Source organism: Halorhodospira halochloris (assembly GCF_002356555.2).
GTDB classification, from domain to species: Bacteria; Pseudomonadota; Gammaproteobacteria; order Nitrococcales; family Halorhodospiraceae; genus Halorhodospira; species Halorhodospira halochloris.
Genome location: NZ_AP017372.2, coordinates 2,682,097 through 2,707,639 on the forward strand (window position 1 = coordinate 2,682,097; position 25,543 = coordinate 2,707,639).

Sequence of the window (25,543 nt, forward strand, 5' to 3'; positions counted from 1 at the left end):
AGGAACCCCTAATCCCCCCAGGGGCCCAATTGGTTGCCCAAGGTGGAGGTCTTGGCGCCAAGGATGGCGCCATGAAACCTCCAGGGATGGATTCAGGCGTCCTCCACCCTGGGGCAGCCGACTGGGCTTTCCGAGGGAGTTTTTAGCGGCGCTCTATAGGAAACCGCTAAAACCCACAACGCTTAGAGGCGCCCTAAAGCACCAACCGGCGCAGATCTCCCAAAACCTTCGCCAAAAAGTTAGTAAAGCGCGCCGCCATCGCCCCGTCGATCACTCGATGATCGTAAGAGAGTGACAACGGCAACATTAATCGGGGCTCGAATTCTTTGCCGTTCCAAACCGGCTTAGTAGCTGAACGCGATGCGCCTAGAATCGCCACCTCGGGGGCATTAACGATGGGTGTAAAGGCAGTCCCGCCAATGCCACCGAGGCTGGAAATAGTGAAACAGCCACCTTGCATATCGGCGGAAGAGAGCTTGCCCTGGCGGGCCTTTTGCGAGATCTCACCTAATTCAGCAGCAATCTCCATTACCCCCTTACCATCAACTCCACGCAGTACCGGCACTACTAAGCCATCCGGTGTATCGACAGCAACACCGATGTTGCAGTACTTCTTGACGATTAGCTCCTGGCCGTCCGCAGCCAAACTGGAGTTAAACCGTGGCATCTCGTGCAGGGCAGCGCTCACCGCCTTAACCAGAAACGCCAGCGGGGTGAGCTTGACCCCGCGGTTTTCCGCTTCTGGCTGCATAGATTTACGAAACGATTCCAACTCGGTGATATCCGCCTCATCGAACTGAGTGACGTGGGGAACATTGAGCCAGCTGCGGTGCAAATGGGGGCCCGAGAGGCGCTGAATCCGGGTCAATGGTACCCTCTCGACCTCGCCAAACTGGCTAAAATCTATCTCTGGTAGCGGCGGAATTGCCCCACTTGCGGTGCCTTCTGCAGCTGGCCCTGGTGCTGCACTAGTTGCTGCCGCTTGCTGCATTGTCTGCTTAACAAAGGCCTGGACATCGTCTTTGCGAATCCTACCGTAGCGCCCGCTCCCGCTGACCAGGCCAAGATCGACCCCCAGCTCGCGGGCGTAGCGGCGTACCGCTGGGCTAGCGTGGGCGGCACGATGCCGCTCGCGATCGATGCGTGCGTCACTCGCGCCCGCAGCCTCAGAAGCCGGAGCAGCAGCGCTCGATTCTGGTGACGCTGCAACCTCCGCTTGAGGGGTAGCGGCAGCACCTGCCGAAGCGCTCTCCTCCGCGGCACTAGGTGTCGCCGCCGCCTGCTCACTGGCCCCGGTAGCGGCCTGGCCACTATCAACGGTGGCTGAATCCTGAGACTCGGCAGCAGCCGCAGTATCCAGGGTAAGAATGACGCTGCCCTCCGAGACGCGGTCCCCCACCCCGACGTGGAGCTCTTGGACTACGCCACCGGCGCTCGACGGCACTTCCATGCTCGCCTTATCCGATTCCAGTGTGATCAGCGATTGCTCCGGGGCAACCACATCCCCCGGAGCAACCAACACCTCGATGATTTCTACATCTGCAAAATCGCCGATATCAGGGACCTTGACTTGTTCAACTGCCACGGTCACACCTCCCACGGATTAGCGGCATCAGTGGCAAGTCCATACTCTTTCACGGCCTGTCCTACCTTAGCCGCATCAATCTCACCCTGCTCAGCCAGCGCCCACAATGCCGTCGTCGTGATCTGGTAGCGATCAACCTCAAAGAAGCGGCGCAGACTCTCGCGAGTATCCGAACGCCCGAAACCATCGGTCCCCAGCACCCAGTAGGGCCGATCAATATACGGCCTAACCTGCTCGGCGTAGGCGCGGACATAATCGGTCGCGGCGACAGCAGGTCCCGTATAATCGGCCAAGCACTGCTCGATATAGGGGCGTGCAGCTTTGCTAGCGCCGTGCAAGCGCTGCTGACGCTGACAGCTCATGCCGTCTCGAGCCAGCTCAGTAAATGATGGACAACTCCAAATGTCGGCCTGCACCCCCCAGTCGTCTTCAAGCAGCTGCGCCGCTGCCATCACTTCGCGCATGATACTTCCGGAACCGAGCAGCTGAACCCGCGGCGCATCAGACGCAGCATCACCGTGGCTAAAGCAGTACATGCCGCGCAGGATGCCCTCCTCGACCCCCTGCGGTAACGCCGGCTGCGGGTAGTTTTCGTTATATATAGTGATATAGAAGAAGACATTATCCTGATCGGCAAACATCCGCTGCATACCGCCTTGGAGAATAACCGCAAGCTCATAAGCAAAGGCCGGATCGTAGCTGATGCAGTTAGGAATAGCCGAAGCCAAAAGGTGGCTATGGCCATCCTGGTGCTGCAGCCCCTCGCCGTTGAGCGTAGTCCGGCCTGCGGTGCCGCCCATTAAGAAGCCGCGCGCCTGGATATCGCCCGCCGCCCAAATAAGATCCCCGACACGCTGGAATCCGAACATTGAGTAGAAGATATAGAATGGGACCATATTAACGCCGTGATTAGCGTAAGCCGTAGCAGCGGCTATCCAGGTCGACATAGCCCCCGCTTCGTCGATCCCCTCTTCCAAGATCTGACCCTTCTTATCCTCTTTATAAAACATCAATTGATCGGCATCCTCGGGCTCGTAGAGCTGCCCGACCGAGGAGTAGATGCCAAGCTGACGAAATAGCCCCTCCATACCGAAGGTGCGCGCCTCATCCGGGACTATCGGTACGATATTCTGACCAACATTCTTATCCCGCGTCAGTGCCGTCAGGGCACGGACAAAGGCCATTGTGGTCGACTGCTCGCGATCGCCACTGCCCTCAAGCAGGGCCTTAAACGTATCCAGCTGCGGAACCTCTAGCGCCGGCGCCCGCTGCACTCGCTGCGGCAGGTAACCACCGAGGGCTCGGCGGCGCTCGTGCAGGTAGCGAATCTCCGGGGCATCATCATCCGGCTTGTAGAACGGCGTCTCTTTAAGCTGCTCATCTGGGATGGGAATCTCGTAGTGATCGCGAAACTTACGCAGCGCGCTCTCGCCCATCTTCTTTTGCTGGTGAGTAATGTTCTGGCCCTCACCAGCCTCACCCATGCCGTAACCCTTGACTGTCTTCGCTAAGATGACCGTCGGCTGACCGGTGTGATTGACTGCGGCGTGGTAGGCGGCATAGACCTTATGCGGATCGTGGCCACCGCGGTTAAGGCGGTAGATGTCGTAGTCCGACATGCCCGCGACCATCTGCTCTAGCTCGGGATACTTAGCAAAGAAGTGCTTGCGCGTATAGTCGCCGCCGCGAGCCTTGAACGCCTGATACTCGCCGTCGACGCACTCCTCCATGCGCTGCTGCAACAGCCCGGTGTGATCCATCTCCAGCAGCGGATCCCAGCGCGACCCCCAAATGACCTTGATGACGTTCCAGCCAGCGCCGCGAAACTCGCCTTCAAGTTCCTGAATAATCTTACTATTGCCGCGCACCGGACCATCTAGGCGCTGTAGGTTGCAGTTAACGACAAAGATCAAATTATCCAAGTTTTCGCGCGCGGCGGTATCGATTGAGCCGAGAGATTCAGGCTCATCCATCTCGCCATCGCCCATGAAGGCCCAGACCTTGCGCCCCGAGGTGTCACGGATACCCCGATCGTGCATATAGCGCATGAACCGGGCCTGTTGCACAGCTTGAATCGGCCCCAGCCCCATAGATACGGTGGGGAATTGCCAAAAGTCCGGCATCAGCCACGGATGCGGGTAAGAACTGACCCCCTGACCATCGACGTCGCGCCGGAAGTTGCTGATTTGCTCTTCACTCAATCGCCCTTCGAGGAAGGCCCGGGCATAGATACCTGGTGCAGAGTGGCCTTGAATAAAGACCATATCGCCATCTTGTTCGGCATTAGGCGCCCGCCAAAAGTGGTTAAAGCCGATTTCGTAAAGCGTGCAGGCCGATGCATAGCTAGCGATATGGCCGCCGATACCATCATTTTGACGATTGGCATTGACCACCATAGCGATAGCATTCCAGCGCACCAGCGAGCGGATGCGCCACTCTAGGTGGTGATCGCGATACTCCGGTGGGCGGGCCTCAAGGTGGCGGGGAATGGTATTGATGTAGCCTGTGGTGGCCTTAAACGGTAAGTGGCCGCAGCGCCGGCGACCTTTCTCTACCAACTTCTCGAGTATGAAGTGGGCCCTCTCTGGCCCTTCGTTATCGATTACAGCATCCAGGGCCTCAAGCCACTCTTGGATCTCCTCCGGATCGGGATCGTCGTGCAACTGCGGTATAGCAGCCATACATCACCTCTTGGCTAAGAGACGCTGATTAGCCGCCCCGCAAGCCGCACGGAGTGCAGCTCGCAGGGCTTTAGCGGCTAATAAAGGTTAGCTGACTTTGGGGTCGAGCTCACCGGATTCATAACGCTCGAACATCACCGCCGTTGACAGCGGCTTGATCTTAGAGGCCATGCCGGCTGAACCGAAGGCCTCATAACGAGCCTTACAGATCTCCTTCATGGCATCGGTGGAGGCCTGGAGGAACTTGCGTGGGTCGAAGTTCGACTTGTTCTCGGCTAGGTGTTTGCGGACTGCACCAGTCGAGGCCAGGCGCAAGTCGGTGTCGATGTTTACCTTGCGCACCCCGTTCTTGATCCCCTCCTGGACCTCTTCTACTGGCACACCGTAGGTCTCGGGGATCTCCCCGCCGTACTGGTTAATGATCTCCAGCCACTCTTGCGGGACTTGCGACGAACCGTGCATAACCAGGTGGGTATTCGGCAGGCGCTGGTGGATCTCTTTAATCCGGCTGATCGCCAGGATGTCGCCCGTCGGTGGGCGGGTAAACTTATAGGCACCATGGCTCGTGCCGCAGGCGATCGCTAGGGCATCGACGTGGGTGTCACGGACGAACTGAGCCGCCTCTTCCGGATCGGTCAGCAGCTTATCCTTGTCCATCTTGCCTTCGGCGCCGACGCCATCCTCTTTGCCGGCCTCACCAGTCTCAAGCGAACCGAGCACGCCGATTTCGCCCTCAACCGATACACCACCGGCATGGGCCATCTCGACGGTGCGCCGGGTGACGTTAACATTGTAATCGTAATCCGCCGGGGTCTTGCCGTCTTCGCGCAGCGAGCCGTCCATCATCACCGAAGTAAATCCGGATTGAATGGCGCGCATGCACATCCCCGGATTAGCGCCGTGGTCGAGGTGAACAACCAACGGCACCTCGGGATAATTCTCCACTGCCGCCTCCATCAAGTGGCGGTAGAAGGGCACACCGGCGTACTTGCGTGCACCGGCCGAAGCCTGCACGATTGCCGGACTATCACACTCCTTTGCCGCCTCCATAATGGCGTGCAGCTGCTCCATATTATTGGCGTTAAAGGCTGGCATCCCATAGCCGTTCTCAGCAGCGTGATCAAGTAGCTGCCGCAGGGTTATCATCGCCATAGTCTCGACTCCTCCATTATTTAACTTTTCGAGATGGATGTGTCATTGAGATAGTCATCAACACATATAATCCGCAGCGTATTTGTCCCACCCGATGAGCCTATGCTGTCACCGTGGGTAACTACGACATGATCGCCTTGGGTCAGTAATCCCTGCCTGGACAAGCGCTCGAGCAGACGACTCTTAAGCGCATCCAGGTCTTCTTGCTCAGGATCGATCTCTAGGGGATAGACGCCGCGATAGAGCGTGACGCGGCCACGGGTTTGCGGATGTCTGGTTAGGACATAAATTGGCAAACCGGAGCTGATTCGTGACATCCATACTGCGGTTGACCCCGATTCAGTAATCACGATGAGGGCCTTGATAGCAAAGTGATTGGCAGCATACATCGCTGCCATAGCGATGGTTTCATCGACCCGACAAAAAACCTCATCCAGACGGTGGTGTGATACCGTCACCGTGCGGTTCTTCTCCGCCTCACGACAGACACGATCCATAGCCCCCACCGCCCGATCCGGGTAGCGGCCGGCCGCGGTCTCGGCAGAGAGCATCACGGCGTCGGTGCCATCAAGCACGGCATTAGCAACATCAAAGACCTCGGCCCGGGTCGGAATCGGATTCTCAATCATCGACTCCATCATCTGTGTTGCTGTTATCACCGCCCGATTACTCTGCCGGGCATTCTGGATGAGCCGTTTCTGCACCTCGGGCAACGCTGCATCACCGATCTCAACGCCGAGATCGCCTCGGGCCACCATAATCGCATCGGCCGCTTCAATGATCTCGTCCGCAGCGGTAATCGCTTCGGCCCGCTCGATCTTAGCGACAATCCCGGCACCGCGCCCCCCCGCGTCAATCATAAGCTGCCGAGCTTCCTCAATGTCAGCAGCACTTCGCGGAAAGGAAACCGCCAAGAACTCCACACCGAGATCTGCAGCTGTGGCAATATCCCGGCGATCCTTGTCGGTCAACGCAGGCGCTGAAAGGCCACCACCACGGCGATTGATGCCCTTGCGCGCCGAAAGTTCACCGCCATGCACCACGGTCGTCTTCACCGCACTGCCTGCCACCTCATCAACCCTTAGCACTAGACGGCCATCGTCAAGCAAAAGCTCATCGCCGGGCACCACGTCATCGGGCAGTCCGGAATAAGCAATGCCTACCGCCTCCTTACTCCCTGCCTCGGCCCCCATTTGTGCATCGAGGGTAAAACCATCGCCTTCGCGCAACTGTACTGGGCCATCGCGGAAGCCCTCAATGCGAATCTTCGGCCCCTGGAGATCGACCAGTACCCCCACCCGGCGCTGATGTGCTGTAGACCACTCCCGAACTTCGCTAACGCGGCGACGGTGATCCTCTACATCCCCATGAGAAAGGTTGATGCGCACCACATCAACGCCAGCGGCCAGCAGCCTCTGCAGTGCCCCGGGCTGGTCGGTCGCCGGCCCGAGGGTAGCGAGTATCTTGGTACGCCGGGGCTTGGCCATAGTCTATCTGCTCCCCCTGGAGCTGATCATGAAATTTTTATTTTGATTCTGTTAGTAGTTGTCCTACTCAAAGCGGCACGTTGCGCCATGTTCAGCCCTCTCGCGCCCGCTGCTCAAGCACCGCGACTCCAGGCAGCTCACGCCCTTCCAGCAACTCGAGGAAGGCACCACCACCGGTAGAGATATACGAGATATTTTCAGTTACTCCGAACTGTTCGACAGCCGCCAAGGTGTCACCACCACCAGCTATCGAAAAGCCGTTACTCGCACCGATCGCGGCAGCGAGGGCACGCGTACCGCCAGCGAATTGCTCCATTTCGAAGACCCCAACCGGTCCGTTCCAAACAATGGTCCCGGCATTGCGCAGCATACCGTCGTAACGTGACTGGGTTTGTGGCCCGACGTCGAGGATCATCTCATCATCGGGAACGGCATCCACCGCCCTGACTTCTGCCGCAGCTTCGGCTGAAAACTCTTTGGCAGTGATAACATCCTCTGGCACCGGAATCTCGCCGCCCTTTGCCAGTGCCTCATCCATAAGCCGTTTAGCCGTGTCGACATAGTCCTTCTCGTAGAGCGACTTGCCAACACTGTAGCCGGCGGCGGCAATGAAGGTGTTGGCAATACCGCCACCCACAATCAGCTGATCGACCTTCTCGGTAAGAGCTTCTAAAACCTGGACCTTGCCCGAGACCTTGGAGCCACCAACAATAGCCACCATCGGCCGATTGGGGTTATCCAATGCCTTATCGAGGGCCTCCAGCTCGGCCGTAAGCAGCGGCCCGGCACACGCCTCAGGGGCAAAGCGCGCGACACCGTGGGTTGACGCTTGAGCGCGGTGCGCAGTGCCAAAGGCGTCCATGACAAAGACGTCACAAAGCGCTGCCATGCGTTTGGCCAGGGCCTCATCATCCTTGGTCTCCCCGGCGTTAAAACGCACGTTCTCACACAGCACCACCCCCCCGACGGGGACATCGACACCGTCGAGCCAGTTAGCCTCGACGGGAACCTCACATCCGAGCACTTCGCCGAGACGTTTGGCTACCGGGGCCATAGAGGCCTCGGGGTCGTATTGACCCTCTTGCGGGCGACCCAGGTGCGACATCACCAGGACTCTGGCACCACCATCCATGGCTTGTTTGATACTCTCAGCCGCTGCCCGAATACGGGTGTCGTCGCTCACCTCACCGCCTTTGATAGGCACATTCAAGTCTTCCCGGATAAGCACGCGCTTACCCTGCAGATCGAGATCGCTCATGCGTTTAGCTTTCACGACTCACTCCTTCTCTCAATATTCAGTTGAACGGGTCGCAGCACCGCCACCACCGCGATAACTAATACCTAATCAAGCGAGTAGGCGCTGCGCAGTAGCGACGACATTATCAACCGTCAGGCCGAAGTATTCGTAAAGCTGCGGCCCCGGCGCCGACTCGCCAAACCCATCAATGCCCATAGCCGCACCATTGTCGCCTACCAAGCCTTGCCACAGCCCTGTCGAGCCGGCCTCAATCGATAAGCGCGGCACGCCGGCGGGCAGGACTTCGCTACGATACGCAGAATCCTGGGCCTGGAAGCGCTCAACACATGGCATTGAGACCACCCGCACACTCCTTCCCGCGGCCTTAAGCTGCTCTGCCGCAGCTTGCGCTAGTTCCACCTCGGAGCCGGTTGCGAGTAACACCAACTCCGGGGCACTAGAGGCGTCACTTAAGACATAGCCACCACGGGCAATAGCCTTGACCTGATCAGCACTGCGCGCTTGCGGCTCCATGCCCTGACGGGAGAGCGCCATCGCCGTCGGACCCGAGCGGCGCTCGATAGCCGCAGCCCAAGCGCCCGCCGTCTCCTGCGCATCGCAAGGCCGCCATACTTCAAGGTTCGGGATCATACGCAGCGAGTTAAGCTGCTCGATAGGCTGGTGGGTCGGCCCATCCTCGCCGAGGCCGATGGAATCGTGGGTGTAGACCAGAATCGTGCGCTGTTTCATCAATGCCGCCATGCGCACAGCGTTGCGGGCATAATCGGAAAAGATCAGGAAGGTCCCGCCATAAGGAATCCACCCGCCGTGCAGGGCTACGCCATTCATGATTGCGGTCATCGCAAACTCACGAACGCCGTAAAAAATGTAATTGCCATCAGGCGAATCGGCACTAACCTGCTGACAACCGCTCCACCAAGTATTGTTCGAGCCAGTCAAATCGGCCGAACCACCCAACAGCTCCGGCAGCTGCGGCCCAATATGATCAAGCACCGCTTGGGAGCTCTTGCGCGTCGCATCCTTCTTGGCTTTACCAAACTTATCCAGGGCTTCATCTACCACTTGCTGCCAGTTCGCCGGCAGCTCGCCGCGCATGCGCCGCTCCAGCTCCGCGGCCAGCTCTGGGTACGCCTCGCGATAAGCCGCAAAGGCCTGCTGCCACTCCTGAACCAAGCGCTCCCCGGACTGCCTCGCATCCCACGCCTGATAGTGCTCTGCGGGGATCTCAAACGGCCCATACTGCCAGCCCAACTCTTCGCGCGTCGCGGCGATCTCATCATCACCTAGCGGCGCCCCATGGACGGCACTGGTGCCGGCCATCTTTGGCGACCCCCAGCCGATCACCGTCCGGCAGTTAATCAGGCTCGGCCGGCTGGTATCGGCGCGCGCCTGCTCGATGGCCGCTTTGATGGCGGCAGGGTCGTGCCCGTCGATCGGCCCGATAACCTGCCAGCCGTAGGCCTCAAAGCGCTTATTGACATCCTCGGTGTACCAGCCACTGACATCACCGTCGATAGAGATGCTGTTGTTATCGTAGAAGGTGATCAGCTTACCTAGGCCGAGGGTCCCGGCTAGTGAACAAGCCTCATGCGAGACCCCCTCCATAAGGCAGCCATCACCAGCGAAGACGTAGGTGTAGTGGTCGATAACGTCATGGCCGGGACGGTTGAACTTGCCCGCCAACATCTTCTCTGCTAAAGCCATGCCTACGGCGTTGGTCAAGCCCTGGCCCAGCGGCCCGGTGGTCGTCTCCACCCCCGAGGTGTAGCCGTACTCCGGATGCCCCGGGGTCCTGGAGTGGAGCTGGCGGAAGTTTTTCAGATCATCGACAGAGAGGTCGTAGCCGCTCAAGTGAAGCAGTGAGTAGAGCAGCATCGAACCGTGGCCATTGGAGAGCACGAACCGGTCGCGGTCGATCCAGTCCGGCTGCTGCGGGTTATGGCGCAGAAAATCGCGCCACAGCACCTCAGCGATATCGGCCATGCCCATCGGGGCCCCCGGGTGCCCGGAGTTGGCACGTTGCACCGCATCCATGGATAGTGCGCGAATTCCGTTAGCCAGTTCCCGCCGGTTGTGCTCGGTCGACGCCATGTTCTACCTCCCTCTCTCAAAATTTAGTTGTTCGGCTCACGTGATGCTAGAGAAGCCGCCTTTTATTGTCGTGTTCTGTGGCAACTCTACGGCTGACAATAGATAAGCAAAAGCAAATCGTTTTGATAGTTAGGATAAACTACTACTTAGTAAGCTGCGCAAAAACCCCCGGTAATCGCTCCGGTAGCCGCTCTACTTGATCGACTACGGAGTAGCTGTTGGCACCAAAGATCCTTGCGACGTAGTCATCAGCCTCTCTATCCAAGGTCAAGCAGTAGCTGCTAACGCCACGGACTGCTAAGTCTTCGACAGCCTTTTTGGCATCGTGACGCAGATACTGCGGGTCGCGCACATCAACATCGTGCGGCTCACCGTCGGTGACGATTAGCAGCAGCTTGCGGCTTTGCGGGGCACGAACCAAGTGGGTTCCGGCGTGGCGCATTGCCGCACCCATTCGCGTAGAGTAGCGTCCTTCCATCCCGGCTAGGCGCGCCTTGACGTCGTCATCCCAGGGCTGGGCAAAGTCCTTAAAACGGAAATACTGGATATCGTGACGGCCATCGGAGCAGAAGCCGTGAACCGCAAACGGATCACCGATACCGTCTATAGCCCAACCGAGCAAGGTCGTCGCCTCGCGAGTCAGCTGCACTATGCTCTTATCACTGCCGTTGACCTGCTCATTGGTCGACTCTGATAAATCGAGCAGCAGCAACACCGCCAAATCACGGGTTTTACGAATATAGCGGGTATTGATGCGCGGGTCCGGACTCATTCCCAAGCGCAGATCGACCATTGATCTAACCGCCGCATCTATATCTATTTCATCACCATCTTCCTGCCGGCGCTGGCGAATAAGCCCTTGCGGCTGCATGGCATCAATCAAGTAGCGCAGCCGGCTGGCCACCGGACGGTACTCGCTAAGCACCCCGTCAACCGTTTCGGGATCGCCACGTTTTGGGCGACGCTCGACCACGGCTGTCCAATCCGGGCGATGGAGCTGGATTTGATAGTCCCACTCAGAGTAGTGGAAAGGCGGGCTTACCGGCTCTACCCCCTCCATCTCATTGTAGCTGACCCCATTATCCTCATAGGGAAATAGCTCGGTAGGCAAAACCCAGATCTCCTGGGCATCATCACCGGCTAGTTCACAGTCCACCTCGTTAACAAACTCCATGAGGCTGACATACTTACGAACTTGGCGCTGACTAGCCGGAACATACTCGGCCTCCAACCAAGCGTCGCGGTCTTCGGCAAAGAGGTAGCGATTATCATCGTGATGGGGCACCCCGTAGGCTTCCAAAGCGCGCGCACTGGGCACCTCGTGTTCCGCCTGCCAACGCGCATGCAGCGCCAACCCCAACTCGCGGACCCAGGCCTGCTCTTCAGGCTGCTTGGCGAAGTAGCCTTCAAAGCGCTCGCCGACCCAACGCACCCATGGGTTGTCCGCCGCGCTTTCCGGGGCGATCAAGGCGTGGGCAATGCGCTCCAGCCATAGGACATAGGGATGGACGGCCAATTCATCTTGCCGGCGCTGTTGCTCGCGACTGGTATGACAGCTCTGCCACAATTGTTGCAGGCCGGGAAAACGCTCTAGCGCCAAGCGCTCCACCCGGGCATCCTCCAGGACCCCGATCATCGCCTGCTGGGCGGCACTTAGCCCCTGCGGACTCAGCGGCTCGGCGGTATAGATAAGATGCGCAGCGGCGTGCGCGGCACTAGCCCGATAGAGGTCCTTGCCGGGCAAGCCGTAAAAGTCGTCGTAGGCGTCGGGCAGGTGGATTACCCGCTGCTCGATAAATGGACGGTAGCCCTCGCGGGTCTCGAAATCGCCCGAGGTCGGGCGCATGAAGAAATCCCGCCCCCACAGCGCCCGCAGATAGAAATTGAGCTTGCGTTGATTATCTATAAACAGGGTGCCGCGCCGTTCTTGCTGCAGCATGGCCTGACTGTCCGCCGACTCGAGCGCAAAGTAGGCGCGCTGCTGCCCAAAATCACTGGCATGCGCCTGCGCCCCCCACAGCGCCCAGCGCCGCAAACCGCCCAGGGTCAGCTTGGAGAAGAGCTCATCAAGGTTCTCCAGCATCGGCCGCAGGCCCCGCGGCGCCTTACCCGATAATTGGTGGATGAGGTTAATATACTGCTCTACCAGCTGTGGATCACCCAGTCGCCGGGCTGCGGTCGGCATGCCCGCCAGCATTAGCGCGATGACCTGACCGCTTACCATTGACGCCAAACGCAAGGCGGCGGTCTGGACCGGCATCAGTATGTCCTCGCCAACCTCCTTGACCACCTCCGGCATTGCTTCCAGCCAAGTCCGAACCACATCGCTGCCGCGCCCAAGCTCGGCCAGCGCTCGCGCCCCCTCCAGGTAATTATGCTGACCCAAAGGCGACATTAGGCGCGCAGCCTCAGCGAAATTGCTATCCAGGACATCGCCGATGTGCGGGTCGCACGCCTCCAGGGTCGCGCGATAATCGTCAAGCTTTACCGTCATCGCAGATCCTCCCGACGGTTCCAGGACGCGCCACTCAAAACCCTAATCAAAAGTAGGTAGCAACCGCCTGATCAAGGGTTTCGCGCATATCTGGATCATCGGTAAGTGGGCGCACCAGAGTCATGGTGCAAGCCGCTGCCGGCGCTATACCCTTAGCAATCAGGCTCGCCGCATAGACCAACAGCCGCGTAGAGATCCCTTCATCTAGCCCATGTCCTTTAAGGTTGCGGGCACGATGGGCAATCTGCACCAGTTTATCGGCAGTTTGGGCATCAACCCCGCCTTCGTGGGCAACCACCTCAGCCTCAACTGCAGCTTCTGGATAACTGAAATCGAGAGCCCCGAAACGCTGTTTGGTCGACTGCTTGAGATCTTTCAGCAGCGACTGGTAGCCGGGATTGTATGAGATCACCAAATGAAAATCTTGATGGGCATGCACCAATTCGCCCTTTTTCTCCAGCGGCAGGGTCCGCCGATGGTCGGTTAGCGGGTGGATTACCACGGTAGTATCCTGCCGCGCCTCAACCACCTCATCGAGATAGCAGATAGCCCCAATCCGGGCTGCAGTAGTAAGCGGCCCATCCTGCCAGCGCGTCCCATCAGCATCGAGCAGGTAGCGCCCGATCAGATCGGCAGCGGTCATATCCTCATTGCAGGCGACGGTAATTAGCGGTCGCCCCAACTCATAGGCCATATACTCGACGAACCGGGATTTACCGCACCCGGTTGGGCCTTTAAGCATCACCGGCATGCGCGCGTCATAGGCTGCCCGGTAGAGTTCTAACTCATCGCCAACCGGACGGTAATAAGGGGCTTCGTGTACCCGGTACTGCTCAATATCTTGTTCACTCATCGCCACCCCTCCGATCCTGCAATCTATAGTCAGCCCCCCGGGGCATGATGCGCGCCAACATCTGCCCGGGATTACAGCAGAGTGCATCCAAATGGGTCGGTATGCCGTAAAGCATCCCCGCCGTGGAGGTCGTGGCACCAAGTCTGGCGCCACGACTCCGATCTACATGATGGGCCTACGTCACCCACCCCTGGCGGGGTTACTTGGCTCAAAACAGCCCGACTTCAGGAACTCCCTCAGTCTTGCGGCCCGCGGTAAATCACCATCGCCAGGCCTTGGGTTTGACGTTTCCAGTCGTAGCCAATCAGCTTCACGTGATGCTCCGGGTGCTCCTCATGGCACTTTTTAGCCTCAGCGAGCACCGCTTCCACATCCGTCTCGCCGAACATCGGCAGCTTCCACATGTACCAGAACTGATCCATGGCATTTTCCGGCTCGGTATGCTCTATGGCCGGCTGCCAGCCTTGATCAATGATGTACTTAACCTGATTGCGGATTTCTTCCTCGGAAAACTCTGGCAAGTAGGAGAAGGTCTCGAATTTGCGGCTACTTGGGTCAGAGAGCTTCGACTTATAGTCTTGAATCTCGCTCATGGTTTATCTCCTCAAAATTCACTCAATTCGGCTAATGGCCCATCCGCTGAACTTGGCAGTCTTGCTGCAGGGCATGGGAGCGAAACGTGTAGATTGCGCCCGCCACACCCCTTTTAGACCAGCCCTAGTTAGCGGTGCGCAGTATCCAGCTTATCGACGGTATCGAACTCGAAGGTGACCTCCTTCCAAGTCTCCATTGCCGCCTTAAGTTCGGGGCTCTTCTGAGCTGCTTCGGTCAGGATCTCCTTACCTTCCTTTTCGAGCACTCGGCCCTCGTTACGCGCCTTCAAGCAGGCCTCTAAGGCTACGCGGTTAGCGCAGGCACCGGCCGCGTTACCCCAGGGGTGGCCGAGCGTACCGCCGCCAAACTGGAAGACCGCGTCGTCGCCGAAGATCGACAACAGCGCCGGCATGTGCCATACGTGGATACCGCCGGAGGCAACCGCAAAGGCCCCTGGCATGGCACCGAAATCCTGATCGAAGAACAGGCCGCGGGAGCGGTCTTCCTCGATGTAACGCTCACGGAGCAGGTCTACCCAGCCCAGGGTTGCCGCGCGGTCACCCTCGAGCTTGCCGACCACTGTGCCGGTGTGCAGCTGATCACCGCCCATCAGGCGCAGGATCTTGGTCAGCACACGGAAGTGGATGCCGTGCTTGGGGTTGCGGTCGAGAACGGCGTGCATGGCGCGGTGTATGTGCAGCAGCATGCCGTTGTCGCGGCACCAGTGGGAGAGCCCCTGGTGGGCACAGAATCCGGCTGTGATGTAGTCGTGCATGATGATCGGCGCACCGATCTCCTTAGCGTACTCAGCACGCTTATACATCTCTTCCGGGGTCGGCGCCGTAACGTTGAGATAGTGGCCCTTGCGCTCGCCGGTTTCGGCCTCGGCCTTCTCAATCGCCTCCATGATGTAATCGAAACGCTCACGCCAGCGCAGGAAGGGCTGCGAGTTGACGTTCTCATCGTCCTTGGTGAAATCGAGGCCGCCGCGCAGCGCCTCATAACAGGCGCGGCCGTAGTTTTTCGGCGACAGGCCGAGCTTCGGCTTGAGCGTACCGCCGAGCAGCGGCCGACCGTACTTGTTGAGCTTGTCGCGCTCTGACTTGATGCCGTGCGGCGGGCCTTGGCAGGTCATAACGAAGGCCAAGGGGAAGTGGACGTCCTCGAGGCGCAGCATGCGTACGGCCTTAAAGCCGAAGACGTTACCGACGAGCGAGGTGAAGACGTTGACGATAGAGCCTTCCTCAAACAAGTCGATCGGATAGGCGATGAAGGCATAAAAGGCCTCGTCGTCACCCGGCACGTCCTCGATCTTGTACGCCCGACCCTTGTAGTACTGGATGTCAGTCATCAAGTCGGTCCAAACGTACGTCCAGGTTGCTGTCGACGACTCTGCTGCAACAGCCGCGGCAGCCTCTTCACGATCCACTCCCGGCTGCGGCACTATCTTGAAAACCGCCTGCAGATCGCTGTTTTTGATCTGGTAGTCTGGCTCCCAGTACTCGTCGCGATAGGTCTTTACGCCCGCAGTGTATGTTCTGCTCGCCATTGTTTGCTCCTCAGAGTTGCTACATTAAGATCAAATGCAGTCTATTTATCGTGTGTGAGGAAAGCGCATCCCCACTCTCAACTCGAACAAATCACCCCTTGCGTGATCTACTATAAAAGCATAGCCTTAGAAACACAAAAGAAAAACAAATAGTTTTTGCATGCACCATAAGATTGCATTTATGGCTTGGCCGAGGAGGAGGCAGGAGGATGAACATAACTTTACGTCAACTTAAAGTGTTTGAGTCTGTAGCTCGACACCTGAGCTTCACCCGCGCCGCGGAAGAGCTCTACCTGACCCAGCCTGCTGTTTCTATGCAGATCAAGCAACTTGAGCAGCAGATTGGGTTGCCCCTGTTTGAGCAGATCGGAAAACGCATCTACTTGACTGAGGCGGGCAATGAGGTCCGGCGCTATGCCCAACGTATAGCCACCGAACTGATTGAGCTCAGTGATGGCTTAGAGGCCTTACGCGGACTCAACAGCGGACGCTTGCGGCTCACTGTCGCATCTACCGCGAATTACTTTGCTACTGATCTCTTAGCGACCTTCACCAGACGCCAACCTGGGATTACCTTCCAACTTGAGGTAACCAACCGTGAGGGGGTAATTCGTCGCATCCAAGACAATGAAATGGATCTGGCGGTCATGGGCAAACCGCCGGAGGGTCTCGACGTTGTGGCCGAACCGTTTATGCCCAACCCCCTTGTGGTAATAGCCTCACCTGATCACCCACTTGCCAGCGGCGAGCAGATACCCTTAGAACGGCTACAAGATGAAATCTTTGTGCTCCGTGAAACAGGCTCAGGGACGCGCAATACGGTAGAAAGATTCCTTGAGCAGCGTGGTCTTACGCTGCGCGGCGGACTCCAGATGAGCTCCAATGAGGCCATCAAGCAGTCTGTCCAGGCTGGTCTGGGATTGGGGGTAGTCTCCATCCATACAGTCGCCTTGGAACTCGAACTAGGACGCTTGAGCATCCTCAACGTAGAGGGCTTCCCCTTGGAGCGCCACTGGTACCTGGTACATCGCGCCGGCAAACGTCTATCTCCAGCTGCCGATGCATTCCGCCGCTTTATAATCGAAGAGGCGCATCAGCACTGGCGGCCGCCGCAAAATAATGCAGCTGTAGAACCCCCGCAGCAGAGCCCAGGACTAGCGGCAACGGGCGGCTGACAAGATATTTATCAAAACAATCATGAATCTTTAATTTTCCGCAGCTCCTCTGCAGTCGTAGCTTTCAGTTCGGCTGCGGAGGAGGCATCGGGAATGGAGGAACTAATCTATGCACAACCCCCTTATAGCGCCATCGATATTATCCGCTGACTTTGCTCGCCTCGGCCAAGAGGTAGAGGACGTAGTCAATGCGGGAGCGGACATTATCCACTTTGATGTGATGGACAACCACTACGTGCCCAATCTGACAATTGGCCCCTTGGTGTGTCAGGCACTGCGCGATTACGGCATAAAAGCGCCGATCGACGTCCACCTGATGGTTAAACCAGTAGACCGGATCATTCCCGATTTTGCGGCTGCCGGTGCTGACTGGATCACCTTTCACCCTGAGGCTAGCGAGCACATTGACAGGACCCTGAGCCTAATCCGCGAACATGGTGCCAAAGCTGGCTTGGTCTTTAACCCGGCAACGCCGCTCGACTGCCTGCGTCACGTTGCTGACAAAGTAGACATGGTCCTGCTGATGTCGGTTAACCCCGGATTCCCAGCGCAGAAATTCATACCCTCCGCGCTGGACAAATTACGCCAAGCGCGCCAGATAATCGATGAACTCAACAGTGATATCCGTCTTGAAATAGACGGTGGAGTCAAGGCTGAGAACATTGGTGAGATTGCTGCAGCGGGAGCCGATACCTTCGTCGCCGGGTCGGCGATTTTCGGGGCAGACGACTACGGCGCGGCTATAAAGAAGATGCGTGAAGAGATTGTGGCGGCTCAAAGTAAATAGTTTCACTAACGCCAAAGTATCTTCACCGGCTGCGTTTGGGCCCTAAAGCCGATGGACAAAAACTATAACCGAACAACTCAAAATCAACACAATCTATGAGGTGAACTATGTCAGCGAAACACCCAATAATCGCCGTAACCGGATCATCCGGCGCCGGAACCAGCACAGTAAAGGTCGCTTTCGAGCACATCTTCCGTCGTGAAAAGGTTGATCCAGCGATAATCGAAGGTGATGCCTTTCACCGCTACAACCGCCAGCAGATGCGCGAAGAGCTGGCCAAGGCCGTAGCCGAGGGCCGCAACCTCAGTCACTTCAGCCCTGAGGCCAACCTCTTCGGCGAGCTCGAGGCTTCGTTCCGCAAATATGGTGAGAAGGGCATATGTGATCGCCGCCGCTATTTGCACAATGACGAGGAGGCCGAGCCCTATGGACTCAAGCCAGGGGAATTCACCGACTGGGAGGAGGCCGGTCACGGCTCTGATCTGCTCTTTTACGAAGGGCTGCACGGCGGTGTAGTTACGGAGGAACATAACGTCGCACAGCACGTCGATTTGTTGGTGGGGGTTACGCCGATTGTCAACCTAGAGTGGATTCAAAAGATCCACCGCGATGCCGCCGAACGCGGCTACACCGCAGAGACCATCGTCGATACCATACTTCGACGCATGCCAGATTATGTTAACTACATAACCCCGCAGTTTTCGCGCACCGACATAAACTTCCAACGGGTACCGACCGTGGATACCTCCAACCCGTTTATTGCCCGCGACATACCCACGCTGGATGAGTCATTCACGGTTATTAGATTCCGTAACCCGGAGCGCTTTAGTATCGACTTCCCATACTTGCTGAGCATGATTCCCAACTCGTTCATGTCGCGGCGCAATAGTATAGTTGTGCCCGGCGGCAAGACCGGCTTCGCGATGGAACTCATCCTCACGCCAATTATTCACGACCTGATTGAGAAGAGTCGGGAGCTAGGCGGGGGGCGGAGCTAACTAACTTGGTGAGTGAGCCCAACCACATGAGAGAGACACGCGGATGCCCCGTTTCGAAGGCCTGGCGCCACGGATGGCGCCCCTAGTCCTATGGGGATTACCTTCGACTTCCTTCACAACGGGGCAGCGCGGCTTAAAGGAGGCCTCTTAAGGGCTTTTATGCTGCGCCCTTAGGCCTCGGCTGGTCACTCAAAGCCCTCTAAATCACCTTCCATGTCACCTTCGTCGAAGTCGTCGTCGAAGTCGTCGTCAAAATCATCATCGAAATCGTCATCAAAGCCGTCGTCGAATTGATCATCAGCTGCCGGATCCTGCTGCTCAAAGCCCTCCATCTCTTCCATCTCTTCGAAGTCATTCTCTCCCGGGCAACCGGCTAGCAACAGGCCAACAGACAGAGCTGCTGCTCCAAGCCAAACTACACTCTTACGCATCGCTTCTCTCCTTTCTCCATAAGATTTCACAGTAGGGGTGTTCACCACAACGTGTGCGACAATAAAATCGCGGTTCAGGTTCCCATGTCAACTTACCTCTTGGGCAAAAAGGCACAAGTGGGCATAATCACCTGCAAACCCCTGGTAGCGCAAATGGAGGTAGTCGTGACACGCACTAATATTCCCTACAGCATAGGCGGATACCCTGCCCGGCGCCCTCGCCGAATGCGGCGTAACGAATTCTCCCGGAGGCTAATGCGGGAGACCAAAGTCACTGCAGATGATCTCATCCAGCCGCTATTCGTCCTCGATGGTGAGGGGCGCAGCGAGCCAGTCCCATCTATGCCAGGAATCCAACGACTCTCCATTGACCTGCTGATAGCCGAGGCGCAGACCATTCATCAGCTCGGCATTCCGGCAGTGGCAATTTTCCCGGTTACACCCGCAGATGCCAAATCCGCCGATGCACGAGAGGCTTATAATCCAACTGGCATAGCCCAAAGAGCTGTGCGTGCAATCAAGGACGCCATCCCCGAGCTCGGCGTTATCACCGATGTCGCCCTCGACCCCTTCACCAGCCACGGCCAGGACGGGCTTATCGACGAAACCGGCTATGTCCTCAATGACGAGACAGTCGAGGTGCTGGTACGCCAAGCACTCTCTCACGCCGAGGCAGGCGCCGACGTGGTGGCACCATCCGACATGATGGACGGGCGTGTGGGCGCAATCCGCAATGCGCTCGAAGCGCACAACTATCGTAACGTGCGCATCCTCTCCTACACAGCCAAGTATGCTTCCCATTATTACGGACCATTCCGCGACGCCGTTGGCTCGGCCGGTAACCTTGACTCCGGCCCTTCCGGTCCTGGTAAGGATAGCTATCAGATGGATCCCGCAAACAGCGACGAGGCCATCCATGAAGCGGCTCTAGATATCCAGGAGGGGGCCGACATGTTTATGGTCAAGCCTGGGTTGCCGTACCTGGACATAATCCGCCGCATCAAACAGGAACTCGGCGTGCCCACTTTCGCTTATCAGGTAAGTGGTGAATACTCCATGCTCAAGGCCGCCGGGGAGCGGGGCTGGCTTGATGAACGCAAATGCGTGCTTGAAGCTTTGACTTCTCTGCGCCGAGCCGGGGCGGATGCAATCCTCACCTACCACGCCCGGGCCGCAGCCGACTGGCTTCAGGAAGAGGATTGAGGCGGTGAAAAACTATTTCGCCCGTATCTTTGGCTCCTCACCTGTCGCGCCTCTCCAACGTCACATGGAGGAGGTAGTAGAGTGCGTAGATGTATTGCCCGAACTCTTCCGCGCCTCTACTGCGGGCGAACTCCAACGCATGCGCGATGCTCACCGGCAGATCGTTAGCCGCGAGCATCGCGCCGACCGGATCAAAAAAGAGATACGCTCGCAACTCCCGCCTGACCTTTTTATGCCCTGGGATCGCCGCGATTTTCTCGAACTGCTGCGGGCCCAAGATCGTATCGCCAACAAGAGCAAAGACATCGCTGGCTTGATGATCGGCCGGCAAATGCAGTGGCCTGAAGCATTGGTAGAGCCCACCCTACGCATGCTTGATCAGGGCATGGAGGCCACCCGGCAGGCCATGTTAGCTGTGCGAGAACTGGAAGATCTTGTCGAAACCGGGTTTCGGGGCGCAGAGCTGGAGCTAGTCGAAAGCTTACTGAATAAGCTAGATGACATTGAGGCTGAGACTGATCGTAGCCAGATAGAGCTGCGTTCGGAGTTATTCCAGATTGAGAGGGAACTCTATGCCGTTGATGTTATGTTTCTCTACCAAATAATCGAAGCGATCGGCTCGCTCGCCGATCGCGCCCAGCAGACCGGGGCCCGCTTCCAGATCTTGCTAGCCCGCTAAGCGATGGAATACGCCACAATCTATATCATCCTGGCTGCCAGCCTCGGCCTATTCATGGCCTGGGGTATCGGTGCCAACGATGTCGCCAACGCCATGGCGACATCGGTCGGCTCGCGCGCCCTCACCATCCGTCAAGCAGTAGTGGTTGCAGCGATTTTCGAGTTTGCCGGTGCCGTACTGGCAGGGGGCGCTGTAGCTAGCACCGTGCGCGGTGGGATCATCAAAACCTCAGAGTTAGCCGGCGCCGAACAAACCCTGATATTTGGCATGCTGGCGGCCCTTGCGGCGGCCGGGGTATGGTTGTTGATCGCATCGTGGCGTGGCTGGCCCGTTTCTACAACCCATTCGATCATAGGCGCGCTGGTCGGCTTCGGTATTGCCGGACTGGGCTGGGGGGCTATTTACTGGCCAACCGTAGGTCAAGTGGCGGCCAGCTGGGTGACTTCGCCGCTTATTGCCGGGCTAGTTAGCTTCCTGCTGTTCCGCTCGGTACAGCTGCTAGTTCTTGATCGGGCCACCCCCCTCGAAGCCGCCAAAAGATGGGTGCCCTACTATATCTTCCTGACCGGATTCTTTGTCTCACTCATCACCCTACTCCGCGGCCTTCAGTACATCGGCCTAGAACTTAGCTTTTGGGAAGGATGCGCCCTGTCGATTGTCTTCGGCTTAGCCATGACCCTGCTCGGCAAGGTCATGATAAATCGGCTTAAACTCGACACACGATCCCACCGCCGCTACCAGTATCACAATGTCGAACGCGTATTTGCTGTGCTCATGATCGTCACAGCATGCGCGATGGCCTTTGCCCACGGCTCCAACGACGTTGCCAACGCTATAGGGCCGGTAGCTGCCGTAGTTGCAACTGCCACCAGTGGAGACATTCAAGCAGAGGCGCCGGTGCCACTCTGGCTCCTTGTCATGGGCGCCTTTGGCATAGTAGTTGGACTACTTATGCTCGGCAAACACGTCATCGCCACTGTTGGCCGCAACATTACTCAGCTGACCCCGAGCCGGGGATTTGCCTGTAATTTGGCCACAGCCGGAACTGTAGTGACGGCCTCCGGGGCAGGAATGCCAATCTCGACCACGCACACCCTCGTCGGCGCAGTACTCGGTGTTGGCCTCGCGCGCGGCCTGGCCGCCATAGATCTGCGCGTTGTTGGCACGGTCTTTATGTCGTGGCTGGTTACCCTGCCAGCAGGGGCAATACTAGCGATACTGTTCTTCTATCTCTTCTCCTGGACATTGGGCTAGAGGATTTGGGCTAGGGATGCCCTCCACGGCTCACCCCAAAACCCTCAACGGGCCCCTAGCAGCCCAATGGATTGGAGCATAACCTCGCACTGTAGAGGGCCTGTTAATACTGCCAATTAACCCCGCAAGGCGTCGATTACCGGCTGAGTATCCGGCCTTACTCCGCGCCAGAGGAAGAATGACTCGGCAGCCTGCTCAACCAACATCCCCAAGCCATCAGCGACCTGGCCCGCATGGTGGCGACGCGCCCATTCCATAAAAGGGGTATCCGTGTCGCTATAGACCAGGTCATAACAGGCTCCGCCGTGGCGCAGTAAACCATCGGCCAGGGCAGGCATACTTCCCTGTAAGCCGGCCGCGGTGGTGTTGATAATCAAGTCAAATTGCTGCCCAAGGATATTATCCAGACCACACGCCTTAACCCCGACAAAACGCTGCGCCAACTCATCCGCCCGCTGCGCAGTGCGATTAGCTATAACTACTTCGCTAGGCTCGCCAGCGAGTATATCCGCCAGTACTCCTCGCGCCGCACCACCGGCACCCAGTATCAACACCCGCTGTGCCTCTATAGCGATGCCGAGATTATCGTGCAGATCGCGATAGAGGCCAACACCATCAGTGTTATCGCCCCAAATCAAGCCATCATCATCTAACCGCAAGGTATTAACCGCTTCAGCCACGCGGGCTCGCTCGCTTAATTTGTTGGCAAACTGCCAAGCTTCCTCTTTAAAGGGGACGGTCACATTCAGCCCGAGTCCTCCGCCACAAAAGAAGGCCCTAACGACAGCTGCAAAATTATCTTGTGGCGCCCACAGCCGGCCATAACTGAGCTGCTCTCCGGTCTGTTCGGCAAACATGGCATGAATCTGCGGCGACTTACTGTGTTCTATTGGGTTACCAACGACTGCGTAGTGACCTTGCAATTTTGCTCCTCCTTTGGGGCACCTATAAAAACCGGCCGTATTAAGTGCCTATCGTCTCTAGGAACCTCTAACCCCGGAGCCACTCAACTGCCCCGGTGTGGAGGTCTTGGCGCCAGGGATGGCGCCAAGACCTCCAGGGATGGATTCACGGCGTCCTCCACACCGGGGCAGTTGAGTGGCTCCGGGGGTAGTTTTAGAGGCTCCCTTTGGGGAACTACCTAGTCGTCCTCGCGCGAGCCCACCAGAACGCGCGCCTGGCCAGTTACAACAACTCTATTGCGCACATAGCAGGTGGTATCTAATACGACTTGGCGCGACCCTTCATCAATCTCTTCAACACACGCTTGCGCCTTCACTGTATCACCGATGCGTACCGGCGCTCGAAAGCGCAGTTCCTGACCCAGGTAGATTGCTCCCGGACCTGGCATGCGAGTGCCTAATACGCAGGAGATTAACCCGCCGAGAAAGATCCCGTGTGCGATACGCCCCTTAGCAAAGGTGGTTGACGCAAACTCTTCATTTATATGCACCGGGTTGTTATCCCCCGATAAGCCAGCAAACAGCACCAAATCGGCCTCTGTCACAGTTCGCGTATACGAAGCTGTCATCCCTGGCTCCAGGTCCTCGATGCAGTAGCCTTGCAACTCATGAGGCATGCAACTCTCCTTACCTTTTTAGTAGTTGTGAAAAAATATTTTGCAAAATATCTTGGCAAATTGCGCCGTTGACATCACCCTGTCTATACTAGCGAGCTGTTTTGGCCACCTAACCAAGAACCCTCGACTACCTTCAAGCATAGGAGTCAAAGAATTGAGTAGCCACGAGCTCAAAAATGATCGAATCCTTCGCGCTTTCCAACGCCAGGAAGTAGACCGTACACCACTATGGATGATGCGCCAGGCCGGGCGTTATCTGCCCGAGTATCGCGAGGTGCGCAGCCAGGCGGGTAGCTTCATGGGCCTGTGCCGCAGTCCCGAGCTGGCGGCTCGAGTCACCCTGCAGCCCCTCGAGCGATATGACCTCGATGCTGCAATCCTGTTTTCTGACATTTTAACTGTTCCCGACGCGATGGGGCTGGGGCTCTCCTTCGTGACCGGTGAAGGCCCGGTCTTTGAGCGGCGCATCCAGAGCAATGCGGACATCGATGCCCTCCCCCAACCTAGCGCGCAGAAGGAGCTGCGTTACGTCATGGATGCGGTCCAGGCTTGCCGCCAGGAACTCGCCGGGCGCGTACCGCTTATCGGCTTTACCGGCAGCCCGTGGACCCTGGCTACGTATATGGTAGAGGGCGGATCAAGCAAGACCTTCGCTGCGAGCAAGACCCTAGTCTACGATCAACCTCAGGCCGCACACCGCTTGCTAACCAAGCTCGCTGACGCGGTAGCTGACTATCTTACCGGTCAGGTAGAGGCCGGCGCCCAAGCACTGATGATCTTTGATACCTGGGGCGGGGCCCTGGATCCTGAGCGCTATCGTGACTTCTCGTTAGCCTATATGAGCAGGATCATCGAGTCCCTGCCGCGCGAGGCCGAAGGTCGCCGGGTACCGGTAACAGTATTTACCAAGGGCGGCGGCCAGTGGCTAGAGGAGATCGCCGAGTGTGGTGCGGATGCCGTCGGCCTTGACTGGACGACCTCCATGGCCGATGCCCGCCAGCGGATCGGCCACAAAGTAGCACTCCAAGGCAATATCGATCCGTGTATGCTGCACGCCAATCCTGAATTTATCCGCCAGGAGGTAGCGCGCTGCCTGGCAGAGTTTGGCCACGGCCCAGGTCATATCTTCAACCTGGGGCACGGCATACAACCGGAGACGCCGCCGGAAAATGTAGCTGCTATGGTTGATGCTGTACACGAGTTTTCTCCCCAATACCATGGCAACCAGGCGGCTTCGCCAAAGGCGTAAGCGTGCCAAGAGGCGTACCCTCTCGGCGGGCGTGATTCCGGTACGTTTCGCTGAGGGGGAGCGTCTCTATTTGATGTTAAGGGCCTTCCAATACTGGGACTTTCCTAAAGGCAAAGTCGAACCCGGGGAAGAACCCCTAGATGCGGCCTGCCGCGAGGTACAAGAGGAGGCGGGCATAACCGACCTGGAATTCTGTTGGGGTTATGAATTCTTTGAAACCGGCCCCTACGCCCAGGGCAAAGTGGCTCGCTACTACATCGGCCGCACTGCCACTCAGCGGGTGGTGCTAGGCGTCAACCCTGAGCTGGGTCGCCCTGAACACCACGAACACCGCTGGGTTAGTGCCGCCGAAGCCTTCGACCTCGCCTCACCGCGGGTACAAGAAGTACTCGAGTGGGCGGAGCAGCTGTTGCGCACCGAGCAGCTGCGCGCGGATTAAAGGGC

21 protein-coding genes are annotated in these 25,543 nt (G+C 57.8%); 8 read left to right on the forward strand and 13 right to left on the reverse strand.

Features of this window, described 5'->3' with window-relative positions; translation table 11 throughout:
• Positions 1-193: 193 nt before the first annotated feature.
• The 10 genes from aceF to HH1059_RS12355 all read right to left on the reverse strand — a co-directional run bounded on the left by aceF (position 194) and on the right by HH1059_RS12355 (position 15,744).
• A complete protein-coding gene (aceF, locus tag HH1059_RS12310) occupies positions 194-1,585 on the reverse strand; it encodes a dihydrolipoyllysine-residue acetyltransferase (protein ID WP_096406514.1) in 1,392 nt (463 codons plus the stop codon).
• 2 nt (positions 1,586-1,587) lie between these two features.
• A complete protein-coding gene (aceE, locus tag HH1059_RS12315) occupies positions 1,588-4,266 on the reverse strand; it encodes a pyruvate dehydrogenase (acetyl-transferring), homodimeric type (RefSeq protein WP_096406516.1) in 2,679 nt (892 codons plus the stop codon).
• Between the two features lie 87 nt (positions 4,267-4,353).
• Positions 4,354-5,418, reverse strand: a complete 1,065-nt coding sequence (gene fba, locus HH1059_RS12320) for a class II fructose-bisphosphate aldolase (RefSeq protein ID WP_096406519.1) — start codon at positions 5,416-5,418, stop codon at positions 4,354-4,356.
• A gap of 20 nt (positions 5,419-5,438) precedes the next feature.
• Positions 5,439-6,905, reverse strand: coding sequence for a pyruvate kinase (gene pyk / locus HH1059_RS12325; protein ID WP_096406521.1), 1,467 nt, complete (start codon positions 6,903-6,905; stop codon positions 5,439-5,441).
• 91 nt (positions 6,906-6,996) lie between these two features.
• Positions 6,997-8,163 (reverse strand): phosphoglycerate kinase, encoded by a 1,167-nt coding sequence (locus HH1059_RS12330; protein ID WP_207148163.1) that lies wholly within the window; start codon positions 8,161-8,163, stop codon positions 6,997-6,999.
• 87 nt (positions 8,164-8,250) lie between these two features.
• Positions 8,251-10,254: a transketolase gene (gene tkt, locus HH1059_RS12335; RefSeq protein WP_096406526.1), complete on the reverse strand. Its 2,004-nt coding sequence runs from the start codon at positions 10,252-10,254 to the stop codon at positions 8,251-8,253.
• A gap of 142 nt (positions 10,255-10,396) precedes the next feature.
• Positions 10,397-12,748 carry a nitric oxide reductase activation protein NorD gene (locus tag HH1059_RS12340; protein ID WP_096406529.1) on the reverse strand — a complete coding sequence of 784 codons (2,352 nt, stop codon included), beginning with the start codon at positions 12,746-12,748 and terminating at the stop codon, positions 10,397-10,399.
• A gap of 46 nt (positions 12,749-12,794) precedes the next feature.
• Entirely contained in the window at positions 12,795-13,601 is an 807-nt protein-coding gene (locus tag HH1059_RS12345; protein ID WP_096406532.1) for a CbbQ/NirQ/NorQ/GpvN family protein, read from the reverse strand.
• A gap of 236 nt (positions 13,602-13,837) precedes the next feature.
• The gene (locus tag HH1059_RS12350; RefSeq protein WP_096406534.1) at positions 13,838-14,194 is read right to left on the reverse strand and encodes a ribulose bisphosphate carboxylase small subunit; all 357 of its coding nucleotides are present in this window, start codon (positions 14,192-14,194) and stop codon (positions 13,838-13,840) included.
• Positions 14,195-14,322: 128 nt separating this feature from the next.
• Complete coding sequence (locus HH1059_RS12355; RefSeq protein ID WP_096406537.1) at positions 14,323-15,744, reverse strand: form I ribulose bisphosphate carboxylase large subunit; 1,422 nt, start codon at positions 15,742-15,744, stop codon at positions 14,323-14,325.
• Positions 15,745-15,953: 209 nt separating this feature from the next.
• On the opposite strand from HH1059_RS12355, the gene HH1059_RS12360 reads away from it, so the two are divergent.
• The 3 genes from HH1059_RS12360 (at position 15,954) to HH1059_RS12370 (ending at position 18,704) form a co-directional block, all read left to right on the forward strand.
• Positions 15,954-16,919 carry a LysR family transcriptional regulator gene (locus HH1059_RS12360; RefSeq protein ID WP_096406541.1) on the forward strand — a complete coding sequence of 322 codons (966 nt, stop codon included), beginning with the start codon at positions 15,954-15,956 and terminating at the stop codon, positions 16,917-16,919.
• A 109-nt stretch (positions 16,920-17,028) separates the two neighbouring features.
• Positions 17,029-17,706, forward strand: coding sequence for a ribulose-phosphate 3-epimerase (gene rpe, locus HH1059_RS12365; protein ID WP_096406544.1), 678 nt, complete (start codon positions 17,029-17,031; stop codon positions 17,704-17,706).
• Between the two features lie 107 nt (positions 17,707-17,813).
• The gene (locus HH1059_RS12370; protein ID WP_096406546.1) at positions 17,814-18,704 is read left to right on the forward strand and encodes a phosphoribulokinase; all 891 of its coding nucleotides are present in this window, start codon (positions 17,814-17,816) and stop codon (positions 18,702-18,704) included.
• A 185-nt stretch (positions 18,705-18,889) separates the two neighbouring features.
• Here the strand turns inward: HH1059_RS12370 and HH1059_RS12375 are convergent, their stop codons facing one another.
• Positions 18,890-19,135, reverse strand: a complete 246-nt coding sequence (locus HH1059_RS12375; RefSeq protein ID WP_096406549.1) for a hypothetical protein — start codon at positions 19,133-19,135, stop codon at positions 18,890-18,892.
• A 153-nt stretch (positions 19,136-19,288) separates the two neighbouring features.
• On the opposite strand from HH1059_RS12375, the gene hemB reads away from it, so the two are divergent.
• Genes hemB through HH1059_RS12390 form a run of 3 tightly spaced genes read left to right on the forward strand, consistent with a single transcriptional unit; the run spans position 19,289 to position 22,271 of the window.
• Positions 19,289-20,338 (forward strand): porphobilinogen synthase, encoded by a 1,050-nt coding sequence (hemB, locus tag HH1059_RS12380; RefSeq protein WP_096410250.1) that lies wholly within the window; start codon positions 19,289-19,291, stop codon positions 20,336-20,338.
• Between the two features lie 4 nt (positions 20,339-20,342).
• Positions 20,343-21,017 carry a TIGR00153 family protein gene (locus HH1059_RS12385; protein WP_096406551.1) on the forward strand — a complete coding sequence of 225 codons (675 nt, stop codon included), beginning with the start codon at positions 20,343-20,345 and terminating at the stop codon, positions 21,015-21,017.
• A gap of 3 nt (positions 21,018-21,020) precedes the next feature.
• The gene (locus HH1059_RS12390) at positions 21,021-22,271 is read left to right on the forward strand and encodes an inorganic phosphate transporter (protein ID WP_096406554.1); all 1,251 of its coding nucleotides are present in this window, start codon (positions 21,021-21,023) and stop codon (positions 22,269-22,271) included.
• Positions 22,272-22,387: 116 nt separating this feature from the next.
• Here the strand turns inward: HH1059_RS12390 and aroE are convergent, their stop codons facing one another.
• Together aroE and HH1059_RS12400 are read right to left on the reverse strand one after the other, a co-directional pair.
• Entirely contained in the window at positions 22,388-23,194 is an 807-nt protein-coding gene (gene aroE, locus HH1059_RS12395; protein ID WP_096406556.1) for a shikimate dehydrogenase, read from the reverse strand.
• A 218-nt stretch (positions 23,195-23,412) separates the two neighbouring features.
• Positions 23,413-23,850, reverse strand: a complete 438-nt coding sequence (locus HH1059_RS12400; protein ID WP_096406559.1) for a MaoC family dehydratase — start codon at positions 23,848-23,850, stop codon at positions 23,413-23,415.
• A 154-nt stretch (positions 23,851-24,004) separates the two neighbouring features.
• Between HH1059_RS12400 and hemE the strand changes: the two genes are divergently transcribed.
• Together hemE and HH1059_RS12410 are read left to right on the forward strand one after the other, a co-directional pair.
• A complete protein-coding gene (gene hemE, locus HH1059_RS12405) occupies positions 24,005-25,099 on the forward strand; it encodes a uroporphyrinogen decarboxylase (protein ID WP_096406562.1) in 1,095 nt (364 codons plus the stop codon).
• Complete coding sequence (locus HH1059_RS12410; RefSeq protein ID WP_096406564.1) at positions 25,068-25,538, forward strand: NUDIX domain-containing protein; 471 nt, start codon at positions 25,068-25,070, stop codon at positions 25,536-25,538. The genes hemE and HH1059_RS12410 overlap by 32 nt, the downstream gene beginning before the upstream one ends.
• Positions 25,539-25,543: the final 5 nt, after the last annotated feature.